Source organism: Nocardioides glacieisoli (assembly GCF_004137245.1).
GTDB classification, from domain to species: domain Bacteria; phylum Actinomycetota; class Actinomycetes; order Propionibacteriales; family Nocardioidaceae; genus Nocardioides; species Nocardioides glacieisoli.
Map to the genome: position 1 here is coordinate 65,894 of NZ_SDWS01000006.1, position 17,973 is coordinate 83,866.

At 71.8% G+C, this 17,973-nt stretch carries 20 protein-coding genes; 10 read left to right on the forward strand and 10 right to left on the reverse strand.

Translation table 11 applies throughout. The annotated features are described in order from the left end of the window. Positions 1-41: 41 nt before the first annotated feature. From EUA06_RS13775 to EUA06_RS13785, 3 genes are read left to right on the forward strand one after another with little or no spacing between them, the layout of a single operon-like run. Positions 42-905, forward strand: a complete 864-nt coding sequence (locus EUA06_RS13775; RefSeq protein ID WP_129476780.1) for an MBL fold metallo-hydrolase — start codon at positions 42-44, stop codon at positions 903-905. Between the two features lie 46 nt (positions 906-951). After that, positions 952-1,635 carry a hypothetical protein gene (locus EUA06_RS13780; RefSeq protein WP_129476782.1) on the forward strand — a complete coding sequence of 228 codons (684 nt, stop codon included), beginning with the start codon at positions 952-954 and terminating at the stop codon, positions 1,633-1,635. A gap of 53 nt (positions 1,636-1,688) precedes the next feature. Continuing rightward, the gene (locus tag EUA06_RS13785) at positions 1,689-2,036 is read left to right on the forward strand and encodes a hypothetical protein (RefSeq protein WP_129476784.1); all 348 of its coding nucleotides are present in this window, start codon (positions 1,689-1,691) and stop codon (positions 2,034-2,036) included. 6 nt (positions 2,037-2,042) lie between these two features. On the opposite strand, the gene EUA06_RS13790 is transcribed toward EUA06_RS13785, so the two are convergent. Continuing rightward, positions 2,043-2,360, reverse strand: coding sequence for a hypothetical protein (locus EUA06_RS13790; RefSeq protein ID WP_129476786.1), 318 nt, complete (start codon positions 2,358-2,360; stop codon positions 2,043-2,045). A 109-nt stretch (positions 2,361-2,469) separates the two neighbouring features. Between EUA06_RS13790 and EUA06_RS13795 the strand changes: the two genes are divergently transcribed. Further along, positions 2,470-3,318 (forward strand): DUF3097 domain-containing protein, encoded by an 849-nt coding sequence (locus EUA06_RS13795; protein WP_242498156.1) that lies wholly within the window; start codon positions 2,470-2,472, stop codon positions 3,316-3,318. A gap of 13 nt (positions 3,319-3,331) precedes the next feature. On the opposite strand, the gene hemW is transcribed toward EUA06_RS13795, so the two are convergent. The 3 genes from hemW to EUA06_RS13810 form a co-directional block, all read right to left on the reverse strand. Beyond that, positions 3,332-4,549: a radical SAM family heme chaperone HemW gene (gene hemW, locus EUA06_RS13800; RefSeq protein WP_207208371.1), complete on the reverse strand. Its 1,218-nt coding sequence runs from the start codon at positions 4,547-4,549 to the stop codon at positions 3,332-3,334. Between the two features lie 79 nt (positions 4,550-4,628). Next, positions 4,629-6,449: an AMP-dependent synthetase/ligase gene (locus EUA06_RS13805; protein ID WP_129476792.1), complete on the reverse strand. Its 1,821-nt coding sequence runs from the start codon at positions 6,447-6,449 to the stop codon at positions 4,629-4,631. Between the two features lie 162 nt (positions 6,450-6,611). Further along, positions 6,612-7,544, reverse strand: coding sequence for an aminoglycoside phosphotransferase family protein (locus EUA06_RS13810; protein ID WP_129476793.1), 933 nt, complete (start codon positions 7,542-7,544; stop codon positions 6,612-6,614). A gap of 23 nt (positions 7,545-7,567) precedes the next feature. Between EUA06_RS13810 and EUA06_RS13815 the strand changes: the two genes are divergently transcribed. After that, positions 7,568-8,020 (forward strand): XdhC family protein, encoded by a 453-nt coding sequence (locus tag EUA06_RS13815; RefSeq protein WP_129476795.1) that lies wholly within the window; start codon positions 7,568-7,570, stop codon positions 8,018-8,020. 12 nt (positions 8,021-8,032) lie between these two features. Here the strand turns inward: EUA06_RS13815 and EUA06_RS13820 are convergent, their stop codons facing one another. Beyond that, positions 8,033-8,500, reverse strand: a complete 468-nt coding sequence (locus EUA06_RS13820) for an SRPBCC family protein (protein WP_129476797.1) — start codon at positions 8,498-8,500, stop codon at positions 8,033-8,035. Positions 8,501-8,561: 61 nt separating this feature from the next. Here EUA06_RS13820 and EUA06_RS13825 point away from each other — a divergent pair, with 61 nt between their 5' ends. Then, positions 8,562-9,653, forward strand: coding sequence for a winged helix DNA-binding domain-containing protein (locus EUA06_RS13825; RefSeq protein WP_165354395.1), 1,092 nt, complete (start codon positions 8,562-8,564; stop codon positions 9,651-9,653). On the opposite strand, the gene EUA06_RS13830 is transcribed toward EUA06_RS13825, so the two are convergent. The 3 genes from EUA06_RS13830 to lepA are packed head-to-tail and all read right to left on the reverse strand — an operon-like array spanning position 9,634 to position 12,897. Continuing rightward, the gene (locus tag EUA06_RS13830) at positions 9,634-10,488 is read right to left on the reverse strand and encodes an alpha/beta hydrolase fold domain-containing protein (protein ID WP_129476801.1); all 855 of its coding nucleotides are present in this window, start codon (positions 10,486-10,488) and stop codon (positions 9,634-9,636) included. The two genes, EUA06_RS13825 and EUA06_RS13830, sit on opposite strands and share 20 nt — an antisense overlap. A gap of 46 nt (positions 10,489-10,534) precedes the next feature. Beyond that, positions 10,535-11,026 (reverse strand): HutD/Ves family protein, encoded by a 492-nt coding sequence (locus EUA06_RS13835; protein ID WP_129476803.1) that lies wholly within the window; start codon positions 11,024-11,026, stop codon positions 10,535-10,537. Further along, complete coding sequence (gene lepA / locus EUA06_RS13840; protein ID WP_129476805.1) at positions 11,023-12,897, reverse strand: translation elongation factor 4; 1,875 nt, start codon at positions 12,895-12,897, stop codon at positions 11,023-11,025. Before lepA ends, EUA06_RS13835 begins: the two co-directional genes overlap by 4 nt. A gap of 119 nt (positions 12,898-13,016) precedes the next feature. On the opposite strand from lepA, the gene EUA06_RS13845 reads away from it, so the two are divergent. Beyond that, positions 13,017-13,931, forward strand: a complete 915-nt coding sequence (locus EUA06_RS13845) for a DMT family transporter (protein WP_129476806.1) — start codon at positions 13,017-13,019, stop codon at positions 13,929-13,931. Here EUA06_RS13845 and EUA06_RS13850 read toward each other — a convergent pair. Next, entirely contained in the window at positions 13,907-14,437 is a 531-nt protein-coding gene (locus EUA06_RS13850) for a GNAT family N-acetyltransferase (protein ID WP_129476808.1), read from the reverse strand. The two genes, EUA06_RS13845 and EUA06_RS13850, sit on opposite strands and share 25 nt — an antisense overlap. Before the next feature lie 140 nt (positions 14,438-14,577). Here EUA06_RS13850 and EUA06_RS13855 point away from each other — a divergent pair, with 140 nt between their 5' ends. The 3 genes from EUA06_RS13855 to rpsT all read left to right on the forward strand — a co-directional run bounded on the left by EUA06_RS13855 (position 14,578) and on the right by rpsT (position 16,909). Continuing rightward, positions 14,578-15,540, forward strand: coding sequence for a phosphotransferase (locus tag EUA06_RS13855; protein WP_129476810.1), 963 nt, complete (start codon positions 14,578-14,580; stop codon positions 15,538-15,540). Next, positions 15,537-16,481 (forward strand): aminoglycoside phosphotransferase family protein, encoded by a 945-nt coding sequence (locus EUA06_RS13860; RefSeq protein ID WP_129476812.1) that lies wholly within the window; start codon positions 15,537-15,539, stop codon positions 16,479-16,481. Before EUA06_RS13855 ends, EUA06_RS13860 begins: the two co-directional genes overlap by 4 nt. 167 nt (positions 16,482-16,648) lie before the next feature. Beyond that, positions 16,649-16,909 (forward strand): 30S ribosomal protein S20, encoded by a 261-nt coding sequence (gene rpsT, locus EUA06_RS13865; protein WP_129476814.1) that lies wholly within the window; start codon positions 16,649-16,651, stop codon positions 16,907-16,909. Between the two features lie 69 nt (positions 16,910-16,978). Here the strand turns inward: rpsT and holA are convergent, their stop codons facing one another. Next, the gene (gene holA, locus EUA06_RS13870; RefSeq protein WP_129476816.1) at positions 16,979-17,965 is read right to left on the reverse strand and encodes a DNA polymerase III subunit delta; all 987 of its coding nucleotides are present in this window, start codon (positions 17,963-17,965) and stop codon (positions 16,979-16,981) included. Positions 17,966-17,973 lie beyond the last annotated feature (8 nt).

Here is a 17,973-nt window from a genome sequence, read left to right on the forward strand (position 1 = left end):
TCGGAGTGCCAACTCTACAAGCAGCCCGTAGGGTCCGACGCATGCCCGACACCAGCTCCCGGTTCACCGAGGTCGCGCCGCGGGTCTGGGTGGCCCACTACGACTGGATGCACGTCAACATCACCCTGGTCGGCGGCTCCGACGGGCTGCTGATGGTCGACACGCACGGCTCGGCCGAGGCCGCACGCGTCGTGGCGGACGACGTACGACGACTGGGCGCAGGCCCGCTCACCGGGCTGGTCAACACCCACGAGCACTGGGACCACCACTTCGGCAACGCGACGATGGTCGAGCAGTTCGGCGAGATGCCCATTCACGCCACCGAGTGGGCGCGCGACCACATCGAGGCCTCCGCCGGCCGCACCTTCGAGCACTACGAGCAGGCCACCGACCACCCCCGTCGCGAGGAGATCCTGGCCACGACGCTCCACCTGCCGACCCACCCCTTCTCCTCGGCCGTCCAGCTCGACCTCGGCGACCGCGCGGTCGAGCTGATCCACCCCGGCCGCGGGCACACCTCGGGCGACCTCGTCGTGAGGATTCCCGACGCCGACGTGCTGCTCGGTGGCGACCTCGTCGAGGAGTCGGACCCGCCGTTCATCGGTGACGACTCGTGGCCGCTCGAGTGGCCCACGACCCTCGACCTGGTGATCAGCCTGATGACCGACGCGACCGTCGTGGTCCCGGGCCACGGGCAGGTCGTCGACAAGGACTTCGTGCAGGCCCAGCGGGTCGAGCTGGGCGTGATCGCCGAGACCATCCGCGACCTCGCCTCCCGCGGCGTGCCCCAGTCGCAGGCCCTGGCCGAGGGTGAGTGGCCGTGGGACCGCGCCCTGCTGGAGAGCGCCGTACGCCTCGGCTACGAGCACCTCCCGCGCAGCCAGAAGCGGTTGCCCCTCATCTGAACGAGCACCATGAGTTAGGGTTGCCTTACCTAACCATGGAGGATGCATGATCCCCGTCGACGCGGCCCGATACGCCCGCAGCGTGCTGTCCTGCCCCGAGGCGATCACCCTGCGGGTGAGCAGCCAGGCCCGGACGCTGGACGACGAGGACTACGAGGTCACGTGCGACGTCCACGGCTCCCCGGTGTTCAGCGCCTCCGACACGTCCGCCCTGCTCACGGCGACCCGCAGCGGCGCGACGGGGGTGGTCGAGGTGACCAGCGCGCTCGCGACCGCGGCCTCCGGAGGACGCCGGCTCGAGCTCTACCTGCAGGGTGCGCTGGTCCGGCGCGGCACCGGCTGCACCTGCTGCGGCGACCCGCGGTCGCTCGTCGCGCTCGAACCGTCACGGGTGACGCTCTTCTGTGACGACCGACCGGTGACCGTCGAGGTGGCGAGGTACCGCGACCGCGAGCACGTGCTCAACCCCGGCTACCTCCAGCGCACGGCGGAGCACGCCAGCGACGCGCACGAGCAGGAGCTGCGCACGGCCCTCACCGCCACGCTGGGCCTTCCGCTCCAGACCCTGCTCGCGGCCAGCCTGGTGCGGATCGACCCGTCGGGGGTCGACGTGTCCTGGCTCGACGACGCCGGCGCCCACGTGCAGCGGCTCGACTTCCTCCGCACGGCCTCCTCGCCCGAGGAGCTCGGCGCTGCCCTGCGGTCCCACCTGCACGCGGGCCTCTGCTGAGCCACACCCGGAGGGGGCTGGACGCCCCTTGCGGGGGTCGGTAGGACTGGTGCATGAGCGAGAACCCCCAGGATCCAGACAGCCAGTCGACCGACACCCCGACGTCCTCCAGCACCACCAGCGAGGCCGACGCCGACCACTCCGGTGGCACGCAGTCCCCCGACGAGGCGACGCTCGGCGGGATCTCCGACGACCAGCTGCCCGAGGACCTCCAGCCGGGCGAGGACAACCCGCTGGCCGAGCCCCTCGACCCGGACGCGGAGGAGACCAAGGACCGCGACGAGCTCGAGATGGACGCGACCCAGGAGGACCTGGGGAACCCGCCGGTCGAGTCGTCGAGCGACTCGGACGAGGACGTCGACGACGAGTCTGACCAGTCCGACGGACCTCCCGCCGGCTGACCCGCGTCAGCGCGTCAGGGCGAGGAAGGCGATGAACGCCGCGTAGCCGCCGACGAAGACGAGCACGATGGCGATCGCGACGAGGAGCTCGTAGGACGGCAGCAGCCGCCCGACGCGGAAGCGGTTCTCGTCGGCGTACTCCTCGTAGTGGTTCGAGGCGTCGTCCCACGACTGCCGGGCAGCGGACCGCTCCCAACGGCTCATCGACCGGCCCTGCGGATCCGACCGGTCGCGGCGGTCGAGCTCCTCGGACACGAAGCCGCTGCGACCCCCGAACGCTTTGCCGATCGCGGACTGCTGGGTGGGTCGTCCAGTGCGCGCCACGGGTCAGCGCCCCTGAGTCGTGGTGCGGTGCGTGGTGTCCTGCATGGTCGCGCGCGTGGTCACGGCGTGGCCTCCCCCGAGATCGTGTGTGGATCCCTACCGTAGTGCGGTGCCTCTCGATCGCTACGGAACCGACGTCCTCTCGGGTGACTGGAAAGCCCCGCGCAACGGTCGTGCCGTGGAGGTGCCGACCGCGATCGGCATGGTCGTCGAGGAGATCACCACCGACTGGTGCGGCGAGGTCGTCGCCGTCGACCGCGACATCGACACCCTCACGCTGGAGGACCGCCGCGGCAAGCGGCGTACGTTCCCGCTCGGGCCGGGCTTCCTGCTCGAGGGCAAGCCGGTGATCCTCACCCGACCGGTCCGCTCGGGCGCACCTGCGGCGCCCACCCGTACGGCGTCGGGGTCGGTCGCCGTGCACGGCGCAAAGGCACGCGTCGCCCGCGCCAGCCGGATCTTCGTCGAGGGCCGCCACGACGCCGAGCTCGTCGAGAAGGTCTGGGGCGACGACCTGCGGATCGAGGGCGTGGTCGTGGAGTACCTCGGCGGCGTCGACGACCTCGCCGACCACCTGCGCGACTTCAGGCCCGGCCCGCAGCGGCGCGTCGGCGTCCTCGTCGACCACCTCGTGCCGGGGTCGAAGGAGGCGCGCATCGCCCAGGGCATCGCCCGCTCCCCCGTCGGCAAGCACGTCCTGGTCGTCGGGCACCCGTTCATCGACGTCTGGCAGGCCGTGAAGCCCGAGCGGCTCGGCATCGCGCAGTGGCCGGCGGTGCCCAAGGGCATCGACTGGAAGACCGGCACCTGCCAGCAGCTCGGCTGGCCCCACCGCAACCAGGCCGACATCGCCCGCGCATGGAAGCACATCCTCGGCCGGGTGACCTCGTTCGCCGACCTCGAGCCCGCCCTGCTCGGTCGGGTCGAGGAGCTCATCGACTTCACCACCGCGCCCTGACGGGCGCGCTGGTTCAGTCGACGAGGTCGCGGACGATCGCGTCCGCGAGGAGCCGCCCACGCAGCGTGAGGACCAGCCGCTCGGCGACGAGGTCGACGAGGCCGTCCGCGACGAGGCGGGCGATGTGGGAGCGGCCGGGGGCGTCGAGCGCGGTGACCGGCAGCCCCTCGACGAGGCGGATCTCGAGCAGGATGCGCTCGACCTTCTGGTCGCGGTAGCCGAGGACCTCGCGGGCCAGGGCGGGCGAGACGCCGCGGGCCAGCCGCTCGGCGTAGGCCGCCGGGTGCTTGACGTTCCACCAGCGCACCCCGCCGACGTGCGAGTGCGCGCCCGGGCCGACGCCCCACCAGTGGCCGCCGGTCCAGTAGAGCTGGTTGTGCCGGCACCAGTGGTCGGGCGAGGTCGCCCAGTTGGACACCTCGTACCACTCGAGCCCGGCGGCCGAGAAGCGCTCGTCGGCCAGCAGGTACTTGTCGGCCAGGTCGTCCTCGTCGGGCATCGGCAGCTCGCCGCGCGCGACCTGCCGGCCCATCGCGGTGCCCTCCTCGACGATCAGGGAGTAGGCCGACACGTGGTCGGGCTTGCACGCCAGCGCCGCCTCGACGGAGGTCTCCCAGTCGGCGACCGACTCGCCGGGCGTGCCGTAGATGAGGTCGAGGCTGACGTCGTCGAAGCCCGCCTGCCGCGCCCAGTCGACGACGGCAGGGACGCGCATCGGGTCGTGGGTGCGGTCGAGGGTGCGCAGCACGTGGTCGACCGCCGACTGCATGCCGAAGCTGATCCGGTTGAAGCCGGCGCTCCGCAGCTCCTGCAGGTCCCACGCGGCAACGCTGTCGGGGTTCGCCTCGGTCGTGATCTCGACGTCGTCGGCCAGGCCGAACTCGGCCGCCGCGCTCGCCAAGACCGCGCCGAGGTCGGACGGCTTCAGCAGCGTCGGCGTACCTCCTCCGAAGAAGATCGTGTCGATCTTGACGTCGCGGTGGCCCAGCACGTGGCGGGCGAACCGGATCTCGCGGATCGCCGCCTCGGCGTACGACGACCGGCTGGCGCCGACCTCGTCGCCGAGCTCGTGGGCGGTGTAGGTGTTGAAGTCGCAGTAGCCGCAGCGCACGCTGCAGAACGGCACGTGCACGTAGAGGCCGAAGGGCCGACGGCCGAACTCGGCCCACGCCTCGTCGGGGAGCAGGCCGTCCTCGGGCGCGACGTCGCCGTCGGGTTGGGCGGGGGGCACGGTCGTCATCCAACCACGCAGACGCGCAGCGGGGGCCGGTGGTCACCCACCGGCCCCCGCGCGTGTCGTACGTGGTGCGTCAGGCGTACATCCCGTCGATCAGCGCCTTGTGGTTGTCCTCCACGACGTTGCGCTTGACCTTCATCGAGGGGGTGAGCTCACCGGACTCGATGCTGAGGTCGTGGTCGAGCAGCTTCCACTTCTTGATGGTCTCCCAGCGGTTGAGCCGGCCGTTGAGCTCGTCGACGTAGTCGCTGACCATCTTGTGCACCTCGTCGCTCTGGACGACCTCGGTGTAGGACTTGCCCTCCATGCCGTTCTCGGCGGCCCAGCCGGCCATCGCGTCGGGGTCGAGCGTGATGAGCGCGACGACGTAGTTGCGCTCGCTGCCGAAGACCATGAACTGGCCGGCGTAGGGGCAGATCGCCTTGAACTTCGACTCGATCGCCGGGGGGGCGATGTACTTGCCGCCGGAGGTCTTGAAGAGCTCCTTGATGCGACCGGTGATCGTGAGGTAGCCGTCGGCGTCCAGCGAGCCCTTGTCTCCGGTGTGCAGCCAGCCGTCGGAGGTCAGCGTCTTGGCCGTCTCCTCGGGCAGGTTGTGGTAGCCCTCCATGACGTGCGGGCCGCGGAGCATGACCTCGTCGCCCTCACCGATCTTGACCTCGGCGCCGGGAAGCGCCGGTCCGACGGTGCCGATGCGGTTGCGGTCGGGGTGGTTGACCGTGGCGCCCGCGGAGTTCTCCGTCATGCCGTAGCCCTCGAGGATCACGATGCCGGCGGCGTTGAACCACTCGGCGATCTCCCGGTTGAGGGCGGCGGAGCCGGAGATGAAGAAGCGCACCCGTCCCCCGAAGCGCTCGCGCACCTTGCTGAAGACGAGCTTGTCGAAGAGGCCGTGCTGGAGCTTGAGCGGCAGCGGCACCGACTTGCCCTCGCGCTTGAGCCGGTCGACCTCGAGGCCGACCGCGAACGCCTTGTGGAAGATCTTCTCCTTGGCGCCACCCTCGGCCGCCTGCATGGTCTGGATCCGGCCGTAGGCCTTCTCGAAGATGCGCGGCGCGGCACCCATGAACGTCGGCTTCACCGCGGCGCAGTTGTCGACGATCTTCTCGACGCGACCGTCGACGGCGGACGCGAAGCCGCAGGCGAGCTGGGTCGAGAGGAGCACCTTGCCGAACGAGTGGGCCATCGGCAGCCACAGGAACTGCAGGTCGGACTCGTCGAGGATCTTCTGGGCCTTGATGGCCTCGCCCTCGTAGACCCACGACTTGTGGCGCAGGCGGACGCCCTTGGGGCGGCCGGTGGTGCCGGAGGTGTAGATCAGGGTCGCGAGCTGGTCGGGTGTGACCGCCTCCGACGCCGCCTTGACGACGTTCGGCTCCTCGGCGAGCTTCGCCGCACCGAGCTCGGCCAGGTCGTCGAGCGTGATGACCCAGTCGCCGTCACCCTTGCCGTCGAAGGTGACGACCTTGGAGATGTGCGGCAGCTCGGCGCGGTGGTCGGTGAGCTTCTTGATCTGGTCGTCGTCCTCGGCGAAGACCACCCGGCTCTCCGAGTCGCCGAGGATGTAGGCCACGTCCTCGGCGTTGGTGCTCGGGTAGACGGTCGTGGTGGCGCCCGCGGCGCACATCACCGCGAGGTCGGCCAGGATCCACTCGTAGCGCGTGCCGGAGGCGATCCCGACGCGCTGCTCGGGCTCGATGCCCAGCGCGATCAGGCCTGCGGCGAGTGCCTCGACCTTGTCGCCGACCTGCTTCCAGGTGACGGACTCCCATGCCTCCCCACGCGGGAAGCGGAAGGCCTCGGCGTCCGGCGTCTTGGCGACGCGGTCGAAGAACTGGACGGCCACGTTGGCCGGCATCGTGTCGAGGAAGGCCGTGTCGATTGTGGTCGGCATCTGTTACCTACTCATTCGTCGGAGCGTGGCGCGACAGCGACACACAGCGGGGGCGTACTGCTGACTTGGCTGTAACCTAGATCACTAGCGTTACCGGGTGGTAGCAATCGCCGCCAATTGGCTCGAAACACGTCGAAGGTTGCGACTTTCGGCCCAGCCGACCTAGTCCTGCACGGCCTTGGTGATCGCGATGCACTTCGTGATCCAGTCGCGCTCGTCGGCGTCCAGCGGGCGGTCCGCGCGCCTGGCGTCCTGCACCGACCAGCCGGCGTTGACGACCATCCGTACGACGACCCAGTCCCGCGCCCGGTCCTCGTCGAGGCCGGCCGCGTCGAGCAGCGCGTGGAAGCGGCGCCTCAGCCCGTCCCGCACCGAGCCGACCGCGCCGGGGCCACTGAGCTCGTCCATCCGGTTCCAGAGCATCGGCGCCGGCTCGTAGTGGGCATCGCCCGCCATCGGCTTGGGATCGATGGCCAGCCACTCCCCTGCTGCGTCGGCCATCACGTTGGCGTAGTGCAGGTCGCCGTGCACCACCACCGACGGTCCGGGGTCGGCCAGCAGGTCGGACCCGAGGCCCAGCGCCTGCTCGACGTAGCGTCGCGGGATCGGGATGTCGCGGCCCAGCTCGTCGAGCTCGCGCAGCCACCGTTCGACGTACGACGCGACGGTGGCCAGCTGCGGGAGCGCCGGGAGGTGGAGACGGGGGTAGAGCGAGCCGACGACCTCGCAGGCCTCGACGTCCCACGCGTCGCCGAGGTCGGGCCCGGGCAGCCAGTCGAGGAGCAGGGCGCGGCGATGCGGGTCCGAGCGCCGCAGTCGCACGGCACCGCGCCCACCCCAGTGCTGGAGCGCCAGGCCCTCGTGCAGCGACTCGTCGTCGCCGTCGAAGGTGACCTTGAGACCACCCGGCACCCCGTCGGCGTCCACCACCGGGACGACCAGCGAGCAGTACCCGTGCAGTGCGTCGGCAACGGCCGTCAGCCGCCAGTCGGCGAGCAGGTCGTCGGCCAGGCGCGGGAGCCCGTGCAGCCAGCGCGCCCAGTCCTCGCCGAGGGCCTGCTGGGCGAGGAGGCCCGGAGGGATGGTGACAGGCACGCCCTGACCCTAGGCTGGCACGCATGACGGAACGTCAGCAGGCGTGGATCCCCGAGCCGGTGCAGCGGGGGCGGGTGCTGGTCCTCAGTGACAACCCCATCGCCCGGTGCATCGCCGCCATCGCCTCGACCGTCGGGCGCACCGTCCTGGTCGAGTCGGCCGACGACGGCGGCCCGGGGCTGCACGTCCAGCAGGGCGACGCCGTCGTCCTCTGCGACCACGACGCCCCGGACGCGCCGGCGGTGCTCAGGGCCGCCCTGGCCTCGGAGGCGGTCTACGTCGCGATGATGGCGAGCCGGTCCCGTGCGGCCGGCCTGGTCGAGGAGCTCGTGGCCGAGGGCGTCGACGTCAGCACGCTGCACGTGCCGGCCGGCCTCGACCTCGGCGGCAAGGCCCCGGGCGAGATCGCGCTGTCGGTGGTCGCCGAGATCGTCGCCGAGTCCTACGGCCGCTCCGGCGGCGCGATGCGCGGCTGACCCGCTCTCCGCTCAGCCGGCGAGCAGTGCCTTCTCGACCTCCTCGAGGGCCTGACGCGCGTAGCCCTGCCACATACGGCCCAACGCCGGCATCACCAGGACGCCGGCCCGTGTCGGTTCGAGGATCCACTGCCAGGACACCTCGACCCCGTTCCCGGCCGGGGCGAACGACCACAGGCCCTGCGCCGCGACGACGAGCGGCTTCAACGGACCGGTGACCGGGGTGATGTCGTAGCCGAAGCTGGCGCCGGGCGTGACGCTCGTCAGGGTCTCGCGCATGGTGCCGCGGTCGGCCAGGACGATCGTGCGGGTCTGGCCCACCGTCCCCCACTCGCCGTCCTGGTCGCGGACCTCCTTGATCGGCGGCAGCGCCAGGTAGCGACGACTGAAGACCATCGGCAGGGGCATCGGCAGCACGGCGGCGTACGCCTCACCGACGGGGACGGGGATGCTGCGGCTCGCGCGCAGGGTGAGGGCCATGTCCCCAGTCAACCGCTACCGGGGGTGTCCCCACCATCCTCGTGCCACTAGCGTGCAGCGGGTGGTGCTCTCGTGGGACGACCTGGCCGGGCGGGCCCTGGGGAGGCAGTTCCCGGAGGCGGTACTCGACGTCACGGCCGCGGTCGGCGCCGTCGGCCCCATGCAGACCCAGACCGCGCGCTCGGCGTTCCTCGGCCTGGCCGCCCGCTTCCCCGGCACGACCCATGCGCAGGTCACCGAGGCGTACGCCGCCGGGGCGATCGTGCGCGGCAGCACGATCCGCGGCACCGTCCACACCGCGAGCCCGGAGCACTACAGCGTGCTGGCCGAGGCCACCCGCGTCGGGCAGCACCCGCGCTGGGCGCGGGTGCTCGGCATCACCGACGACCAGATCGCCGACCTGTGGGACTCGATGGAGGACCACGCCCGTGAGTGGCGCACGCCCGAGGAGCTGCGGCTGCACCTCGTCGCGTGGCTCGGCGAGCACTCCCCCGCGACCCAGGACGCGGCGGAGACCGCACCCGGCCGCTACCTCGCCTTCGGCCACGGCGGGCTCGTCCGGCGCCCGGCGTCGGGCGAGAAGTGGGAGGGGCAGGGCAAGCCGCTCTACGCCACCTTCGACCGCACGCGAACGGCCACGATGGCCGACGTGGTCCGCCTCCACCTGGCCAGCCACGGACCGTCGTCGCGCCAGGACGTCGCCTGGTGGTCGGGAGTGCCGCTGCGCGTCGTCGAGGAGGCCCTCGACGGCCTCGACCTCGTCGAGGAGGACGGACCCGAGGGGCGCGCGTACGTCGACCTGCCCGGCGCGCCGCCGCCGCGGGACCTCCCCGGCGTACGCCTGCTGCCGGAGTTCGACGCGCTGCTGTGCGGCTACGACTCCAAGGCGCGCGACCGCTTCGCGACGCCCGAGCACCACCGCCGGCTGTGGAACGAGACCAACGGGATGCTGCTGCCGCCGATGCTCGTCGACGGGCGGATCACCGGCTACTGGCGGGCCGCCGGCACCGCACGCACGCGACCGCTCGACGTCACCTGGTTCTCCCGCACCCGCCGGCCCCGCAAGGACGAGCTCGACGAGCCCGTAGCCGCGCTCGAGGCCGTCCTCGGCATCACCGTCTCGTCGGTGACGATCACCCGCGAGCTGGTGTAGTCGCGCGGATCTCGGCGGCGACCATCGCCATCGTCGTGCGGGCCCGGACCGGGTCCTCGGTGAGGAAGTAGTGGTCGACGCCGGGGGTCACGTCGTGGACCACGCGCACGCCCGCGGCGCGCAGGCGGTCGGCGTACGCATCGCCCTCCGCCCGCAGGACGTCGCGCTCCGCCGTGAGCACCACCGCCGGCGGCAGACCGTTGAGGTCCGGCGCGAGCAGCGGCGAGGCGTACGGCTCGAGGCGGGTCGCCGGGTCGGGGAGGTAGACCCGGCGCACCAGCCGGCGCAGCGCGGGCGAGATCATCCCGGGGTCGCCGTCGCGCGGCTCGGCCGACAGGTCGAGGGCCGGGATGCCGAGCACCTGCAGCGTCGGTGCGAACGACCCGGAGTCGCGCGCCTGCAGCGCCACCGAGGCAGCCAGTCCGCCGCCCGAGCTGAAGCCGCCCACCGAGACGGGCGTGCCGTCGGCGGCCAGCGCCGCCGCGACGTCGTGCGCCTGGTGCTGCGCGACGGGGTAGGTCACGCGCGGCGCGACCTCGAAGTCGACGTTGGCCACCACCACGCCGGCCGTCGCGGCGACGTAGCGGCACCACCAGTCGTCCATGGCCGGGTGGCGCATCAGGAACGCGCCCCCGTGGAGGTGCACGTGGACCGGGAGCGGGCCGGGCGCCGGACGGTAGAGGAAGACCGTGACCCTGCCGTGCCGCGTGGGCACCCGGATCCGCTCGGGCGCCGGCAGCTCGCGGCCGGCGAACCCGAGGTCGTCGCCGTACGACACCGTGAAGCGCGCGGTGGCACGCATCAGCTCCACCCGCAGCCGGTCGTCGAGGCGCATGCCGGTGCTTCGCTGCCGCCGCGGCAGCGGATGGGTCAGGGACAGGTCAGGCGCGCTCGAGCGTGACCACGGCGACCGTGCAGCGCCCGACCACCTCGCCAGGCCCCTGCAGCAGGCAGCCCGCCTGCTCGCCCGTGAGGACGTACGACGCCTGGTCGGTGGCGAGCGGCAGCGCCGAGCCGCGGCCGAGCTCGAGGACCGTCACGAAGGGCCGCACGACCGCCGGGTCGACGACGACGTTGAGCGCCTGCACCGGCCCCTCGGGCACCGATGCGACGACTCTGGCGTCACCGGAGAAGGCGAAGGGTCGCTGCGGCTCGACGACGTGGGGCTCGCCCTCGACGTCGAGGTCGAGCACCGGGCCGTCGACGACCGTGAGCACGCGGTGCCGGCCGGCAAAGACGGAGAAGGGACCGTCCGAGCCGATGTCGGTCAGGCTGATCCGCCACGAGCCGTCGTCGGCGCGCGCGAGCTCCCGCGTCGTGCCGCCGCCGTTGGCCCAGGGCTCCGCACGCACGTCGGCGGCGCGGACGATCACTTCTTTCCGGACTTCTCCGCCGGCTGCGTGGTCGCGAGCGCGGCGACGAACGCCTCCGGCGGGACCTCGACGGAGCCGATGTTCTTCATCCGCTTCTTGCCGGCCTTCTGCTTCTCGAGCAGCTTGCGCTTGCGGCTGATGTCGCCGCCGTAGCACTTGGCCAGGACGTCCTTGCGGATCGCGCGGATCGTCTCGCGGGCGATCACGCGCGCACCGATGGCGGCCTGGATCGGCACCTCGAACTGCTGGCGCGGGATGAGGTCCTTGAGCTTGCCGGCCATCATCACGCCGTAGGAGTAGGCGGCGTCCTTGTGCACGATCGCGCTGAACGCGTCGACCGGCTCGCCCTGGAGCAGGATGTCGACCTTGACCAGGTCGGCGGCCTGCTCGCCCGAGCGCTCGTAGTCGAGCGAGGCGTAGCCCTTGGTGCGCGACTTCAGCTGGTCGAAGAAGTCGAAGACGATCTCGCCCATCGGCAGCGTGTAGCGCATCTCGACTCGGTCCTCGGAGAGGTAGTCCATCCCCTTCAGGTTGCCCCGCTTGAGCTGGCAGAGCTCCATGATCGTGCCGATGTAGTCGGACGGGGCGAGGATCGTCGCCTTCACGACCGGCTCGCGCACCTCGGCGACCTTGCCGTCGGGGTACTCGCTCGGGTTGGTCACGACGTGCTCGGTGCCGTCGTCCATGACGACTCCGTAGACCACGTTGGGCGCGGTCGAGATCAGGTCGAGGTTGAACTCGCGTTCGAGGCGGTCGCGGGTGATCTCCATGTGGAGCAGGCCGAGGAAGCCGCAGCGGAAGCCGAAGCCGAGTGCGCTGGACGTCTCGGGCTCGTAGGTCAGGGCGGCGTCGTTGAGCTGGAGCTTCTCCAGGGCGTCGCGGAGCGTCGGGTAGTCGTCGCCGTCGATCGGGTAGAGCCCGGCGTAGACCATCGGGTTGGGGTGCTTGTAGCCGCCGAGCGGCTCCGTCGCGCCGTGGTGCTGCGAGGTGACGGTGTCGCCGACCCGCGACTGGCGGACGTCCTTCACCCCGGTGATGAGGTAGCCGACCTCGCCGACACCGATCTCCATCGCCTTCACCGGCTCCGGGCTGATCACGCCGACCTCGAGCATCTCGTGCACCGAGTTGGTCGACATCATCTTGATCCGGTCACGGTGGCTGAGCTTGCCGTCGATCACGCGGACGTAGGTGACGACGCCGCGGTAGGTGTCGTAGACCGAGTCGAAGATGAGGGCCCGCGGGGGCTTGTCGGCGTCGCCGACGGGCGGCGGGGTCTGCTTAACGATCTCGTTGAGCAGCGTCTCCACGCCGACGCCGGTCTTGGCGCTCGTGAGGAGGACATCCTCGGGCTCGCAGCCGACCAGGCCGGCGAGCTCGGCGGCGTACTTCTCCACGTTGGCGCTCGGCAGGTCGATCTTGTTGAGCACCGGGATGATGTGGAGGTCGGCGCCCATGGCGAGGTAGAGGTTGGCGAGGGTCTGTGCCTCGATGCCCTGCGCGGCGTCGACCAGCAGCACGGCGGCCTCGCACGCCTCGAGGCTGCGCGACACCTCGTAGGTGAAGTCGACGTGGCCGGGGGTGTCGATCATGTTGAGGACGTACATCCCGGCCTCGGCGCCCTCGGCGTTGTCCGCCGGGACGGTCCACGGGAGGCGCACGGCCTGGCTCTTGATCGTGATGCCGCGCTCGCGCTCGATGTCCATCCGGTCGAGGTACTGCGCGCGCGACGACCGCTCGTCGACGACGCCGGTGAGCTGGAGCATGCGGTCAGCCAGCGTCGACTTGCCGTGGTCGATGTGCGCGATGATGCAGAAGTTGCGGATGATCGACGGGTCGGTCGAGCCAGGCTGCGGCGCGTTCTTGAGGCTCACGGACTGCTTTCAGCTGTACGGCGGCGGGGTCTCGGCATTCTCCCACGCGGGTCGTGGCTCACCGAACCGGCGACGGCGCCGCCGGTCGGTCGCTCGTGGCCGGACGCTAGCGTGCAGCGGTGGCCCCTCGGACCGGAATGACCCTTCCCCTGGTCCCCGCAGCGGCCTTCGTGCTCGTCTGGTCCTCGGGCTACATCTCCGGCCCGGCGGCCGTGCACGCCGCGGCCCCCTTCTCCGTGCTGGGCTGGCGCTTCACGATCGCGGCGGTGCTCGCGGCCGGACTGGCGATCGCGCTGCGCCGGCCGTCCCGGATGGACCGCGCCACGCTGGTCCGCGTCGCCGCGGTGGGGCTGGTGATGAACGCGCTGATGTTCGGGATGATGTACGTCGCCTTCGACCTCGGCCTCGGCGCCACCCTCGCCTCGCTCTTCCACGCCCTCAGCCCGGTGCTGACCGCGCTCTTCGCCGCGGTCCTGCTCGGCGAGCGCATCTCGCCGCTGCAGGTCGGCGGCTTCGTCCTCGGCGTCGTCGGCGTGCTGATCGTCCTCGGCTCCGACCTCGGCCACGCCGGCGGCCCGTGGGCGGTCCTCATCGGCGTGCTCAGCATGCTCACGCTGAGCCTCGGCACGCTCGGCCAGCGGTGGATCGGTGCGCAGCCCGACCTGCTGTGGTCGGCGGCCGTGCAGTTCGCGGTGTCCGCCCCTCCCCTGCTCGTCCTCGGCTGGACGACGGAGGGCGCGTGGCCGGTCACCGACACCCGCCAGGCGGTCGTGTCGGTGCTCTTCCTGGCGATCGTCAACTCGATCGTCGGCCTCGTGCTGCTCGCCCTGCTGGTCCTGCGCGGCGGCTCGGGCGCCGCGGCGAGCCTGTTCTTCCTGAGCCCGCCAGTGACGGCCGTGCTCGCGTGGGTGGTGCTCGACGAGACGCTGTCGATCACCCAGCTGGTCGGCCTGGTCGTGGCGGTGATCGGCGTGGGTGCCGCGACCCGGACCCGGCGTACGCCCGTCCCTCAGGAGCCGGTCGGCACCCAGTAGCGCCGCTTGGTGCCGCGGACGTCCTCCATCACGCCGCTGGCGGCCTCGATCACCAGGATCGAGCCCACGTTGTCGTCGTCGCACGTCACCAGGGCGGGGTCGATGCCGAGGTCACGCGCCCACGGCAACGCTCCCCGCAGCATCGCGGTCGCGTGGCCCTCGCGGCGCCGCGTGGGGCGGACGTCGTACCCGATGTGCCCGCCGACGTCGAGGAGGAAGTCGTTGAGGGTGTGGCGGATCGCGATGCGGCCGAGGTAGTCCTCCCCGTCGACCCACCAGAGCGTCGTGCACGGCACGTGCCAGTCCGGTCGCGGGTTGTCCAGCAGCGCGTCGGCCTTCACGGCCTCGACGAAGGTCTCGAACGCGGCCGGGTCCTGCCACCCGGGCGCGTTGTGCTCGATCCACGCGGCGGTCTGGCTGTTCTCCGCACCCTCGGCGACGAACTCGTCCATCGCCCCCAGGAAGGACTCGTGGACGGACGTGGTCGGCAGGACGAGCTCGGGCATGGCGCCATCCTGCACGGTCGCTCCGGTCGGCTTCCACGCGATATCTGAGGACGGCATGAACGGGATCGGGGTGAAGTCCGACCACGGCGTCCTCAGATATCGGGTCGTTGTCGTCGTGGCGCGTGGGGAAGGATGCCGCCATGTCCACGACCCCGCGCGTCGCGCCGTACCCGCCTCCCCACGGGAAGACCGCGCGACGGCTGGAGTGGCCGTTCCTCCCGCCGCACCTGCGGGCGTGGATCGAGCGCCGGTGCGGTTCCCCGGTGGTGTCAGCGCTCACGCAGAACAGCGGCTTCACGCCCGGCTTCGCGTCGGTGCTGGTGTGCGAGGACGGCTCGCGCCACTTCGTGAAGGCCGCATCGGTCAAGGCCCAGCGGGTGTTCGCCGACTCCTACCGCGAGGAGGCCCGGAAGCTCGCCGCCCTCCCGCCGGAGGTCCCCGCCCCCCGCCTGAAGTGGCACCTCGACGACGACTGGGTGGTCCTCGGCATCGAGTACGTCGCCGCCCGCACGCCGCAGCGACCCTGGGTGCTCGAGGAGCTCGACGCCCTCCTCGACTCGCTCGAGGAGGTCGCCGACGCGGTCACTCCTCCGCCGGACGGGCTCGCGCTCGAGACCGCGGAGTCGGAGTTCGCGCCGCTCGTCGAGGGGTGGCCCGCGATCCGGTCCGCCCGCACCGACCTCGACGCCGCCCACCTGGCCGAGGCCGAGGCGCTCGCGCGCCGCTACGCCGAGGTGGTCGGCGGCGACACGCTCGTCCACACCGACATCCGCTCCGACAACGTGCTCATCGACCCCGAGGGCCGCGCCCTCGTCTGCGACTGGAACTGGCCGGTGCGGGGGGCGGCGTGGTTCGACTCCCTCGCAGCCCTGATCGCACCGCGCGGCGAGGGCATCGACGTCGATGCGGTCATCGCGTCGCGCCGACTGCTCCGCGACGTCGCGCCGGAGACCTTCGACATCAACCTCGCGCTCTACGTCGGCTACTTCTTCGCCCAGGGCGAGCTGCCCTCGCCACCCACCTCGCCGCACCTGCGCGACCACCAGCGCTGGCAGGGCGAGGTGTGCTGGGCCTGGCTGGCGGAGCGCCGGGGCTGGTCGTGACCGCTCCGCGCGCCGTCGGCGTGCGGATCGGGTACGCCGCCGTGCCGGCCGCCGTGCGCGCCTGGGTCGACGAGACCCTCGGGTCCCCCGTCGTCGCGACCGCCGAGCAGGTGGGCGGCATGTCGCCGGGCTGCGCGACGCGGGTGACCTGCGCCGACGGCACCCGCGCCTTCGTCAAGGCGGTCGGCGCCGAGCTCAACGCGGAGAGCCTGCGCCTCTTCCGGCGAGAGGTGGCCGTCCTCGGCCACCTCGGCGAGCACGACCTGTGGGCCCGCCTGCTGGCGTCGTACGACGACGGCGCGTGGGTCGCGCTGCTGATCGAGGACGTGGAGGGCCGGCACCCCGACTTCGCCGACGACGCCGAGCTGGAGGCCGTGCTCACCGGGGTCGACCTCCTATCGGGAGTGCTGCGCGAGCGCGGCGTTCCGGCCGCAGTCGACCTCATCGGGGTGTCCGACGTCTTCCGCAAGTGGGCGGCGTCCCTCGAGGCGCTGGCCGACGCCCCGCCCGGGACGCCCGTGCCCGGCTGGCTGCGGACCGACCCCCACGACTGGGCAGGCGTGCTGCGCGAGCACGCCGAGCGGCCGATGCCGGACCCCGTGCACTGGGACATCCGCGTCGACAACCTGCTGCGGCGTCCGGGCGGCGAGATCGTCTTCCTCGACTGGGGCACCACGGCCCGGGGTCCCGCCTGGGTCGATGCGCTGCTGGCACGGCTCGAGCGGGTCGACGAGCCGTGGTTCGACGTCGCCACGAGCTCGTGCCCCGCGCTCGCGGAGGCGGGCGACGACGCGGTCACCGCCTTCCTCGCCGGCTTCGGCGCACACATGGCGGTGCGGACGGTGATCGCCGTCGACGTCAACCTGCCCACCCTCAACGATTTCCGGATCACGGAGTCGCGGCGCATGCTGGCCGCAGTCACCCGTCGCACCGGTCGATGAGGGCATCACCACGACCATCAGACGATTTGGGCGCTCAGCGCGCCTGCCGGTAGTGTTTATCCCTGCGTGTCCGGCACCCGACCCTCTCTGCTCCGACTGAGGGGTTGCCAGGCAGCCGACAGCACCAGACTTCCATTCCAGACCAGTTCGAGCATCCGAGGATCAACGTGGCGAACATCAAGTCCCAGATCAAGCGCAACAAGCAGAACGAGAAGGCGCGCCAGCGCAACGCGTCGGTCAAGTCGCGTCTCAAGACTGCCGTGCGCAAGTTCCGCGAGGCCGCTGAGGCCGGCGACAAGGACACCGCCGTGACCGCCGGTCGCGACGCGATGAAGGCGCTCGACAAGGCCGCCTCGAAGGGCGTCATCCACGCCAACCAGGCTGCCAACCGCAAGTCGTCGATCGCCAAGAAGGCCGCGTCGCTCTGACCCCGCCCTGATCAACGCTTCACCAGCAAGCACCCGCCCACGTGGCGGGTGTTTCGCATTTGAGGAGAGTCAGCGGCTGTCGCGCAACCCCGCCACGGTGAGCACCAGCCGCTCGAGCGTGTACGACGCGTCGTGGGCCTGGCCCTTGATGTCGGCGTCGGCGTTCGCGACCGCGCGGACGGCCGCGGCGATGCCGTCGGGGCTCCACGAGCGCGACTGGTCGCGGACGGTGCGCACCTTCCACGGCGGCACGCCGAGGTCGCGGGCGAGGTCGGCCTCTCGTGCCCCCCGGGGCGAGCCGAGGTAGCGCGCCAGGCTGCGCGCGGAGGCCGCCATCGCCGAGGTCACCAGCACCGGCGACGTACCGGCGTCGAGGGCCCAGCGGAGCTCCTCCAGCGCCACGGCCCGCTTGCCGGCAAAGGCCGCGTCGGCGACCGTGAACGACTTCGCCTCGGCGCGGCCGCCGAAGTACCGCTGGACCTTCTCGACGGTGAGCTGCTCGCCGTGGAAGTCGTTGGTGAGCTGGTCGGCCGCCGCGGCGAGCGACCGCAGGTCGTTGCCCACCGCCTGCACGAGGAAGGCCGCGGCGTCGGCGTCGATACGCGCGCCGTGGGAGGCGACCTCGGAGCTGACGAAGCCCGGCAGCTCGCTGGCCCGGACCTCCTCGGACTTCACCTCGGTGACGGCGGCGAGCTTGCGGAGCTTGGTGAGCACACCGCTCCCCTTGGCGCCGCCCGAGTGCACCAGCACGAGCGCGACGTCGTCGGCCGGAGCGCCGCAGTAGGCCAGCAGGCCGTCGACGGACTCGTCGGGGAGGTCCTCGAGACCGCGCACGACGACGCAGCGGATCGAGGAGAACAGCGAGGGTGCGGACATCTCCCCCAGCGAGGCGAGGGTGAGGTCACCGCCGGCCGACTCGGCGATCTCCGCCTCCGCGTCGTGGGCGCGCACGGCGTCACGCACCGACGCGACGGTGCGCGCGGAGACGAACTCCTCCTTGCCCGTCACGAGGACGACGTGGCCGAGGACCTGAGCGGCGGAGGGGGTGCGTGCCATGGTGCGGC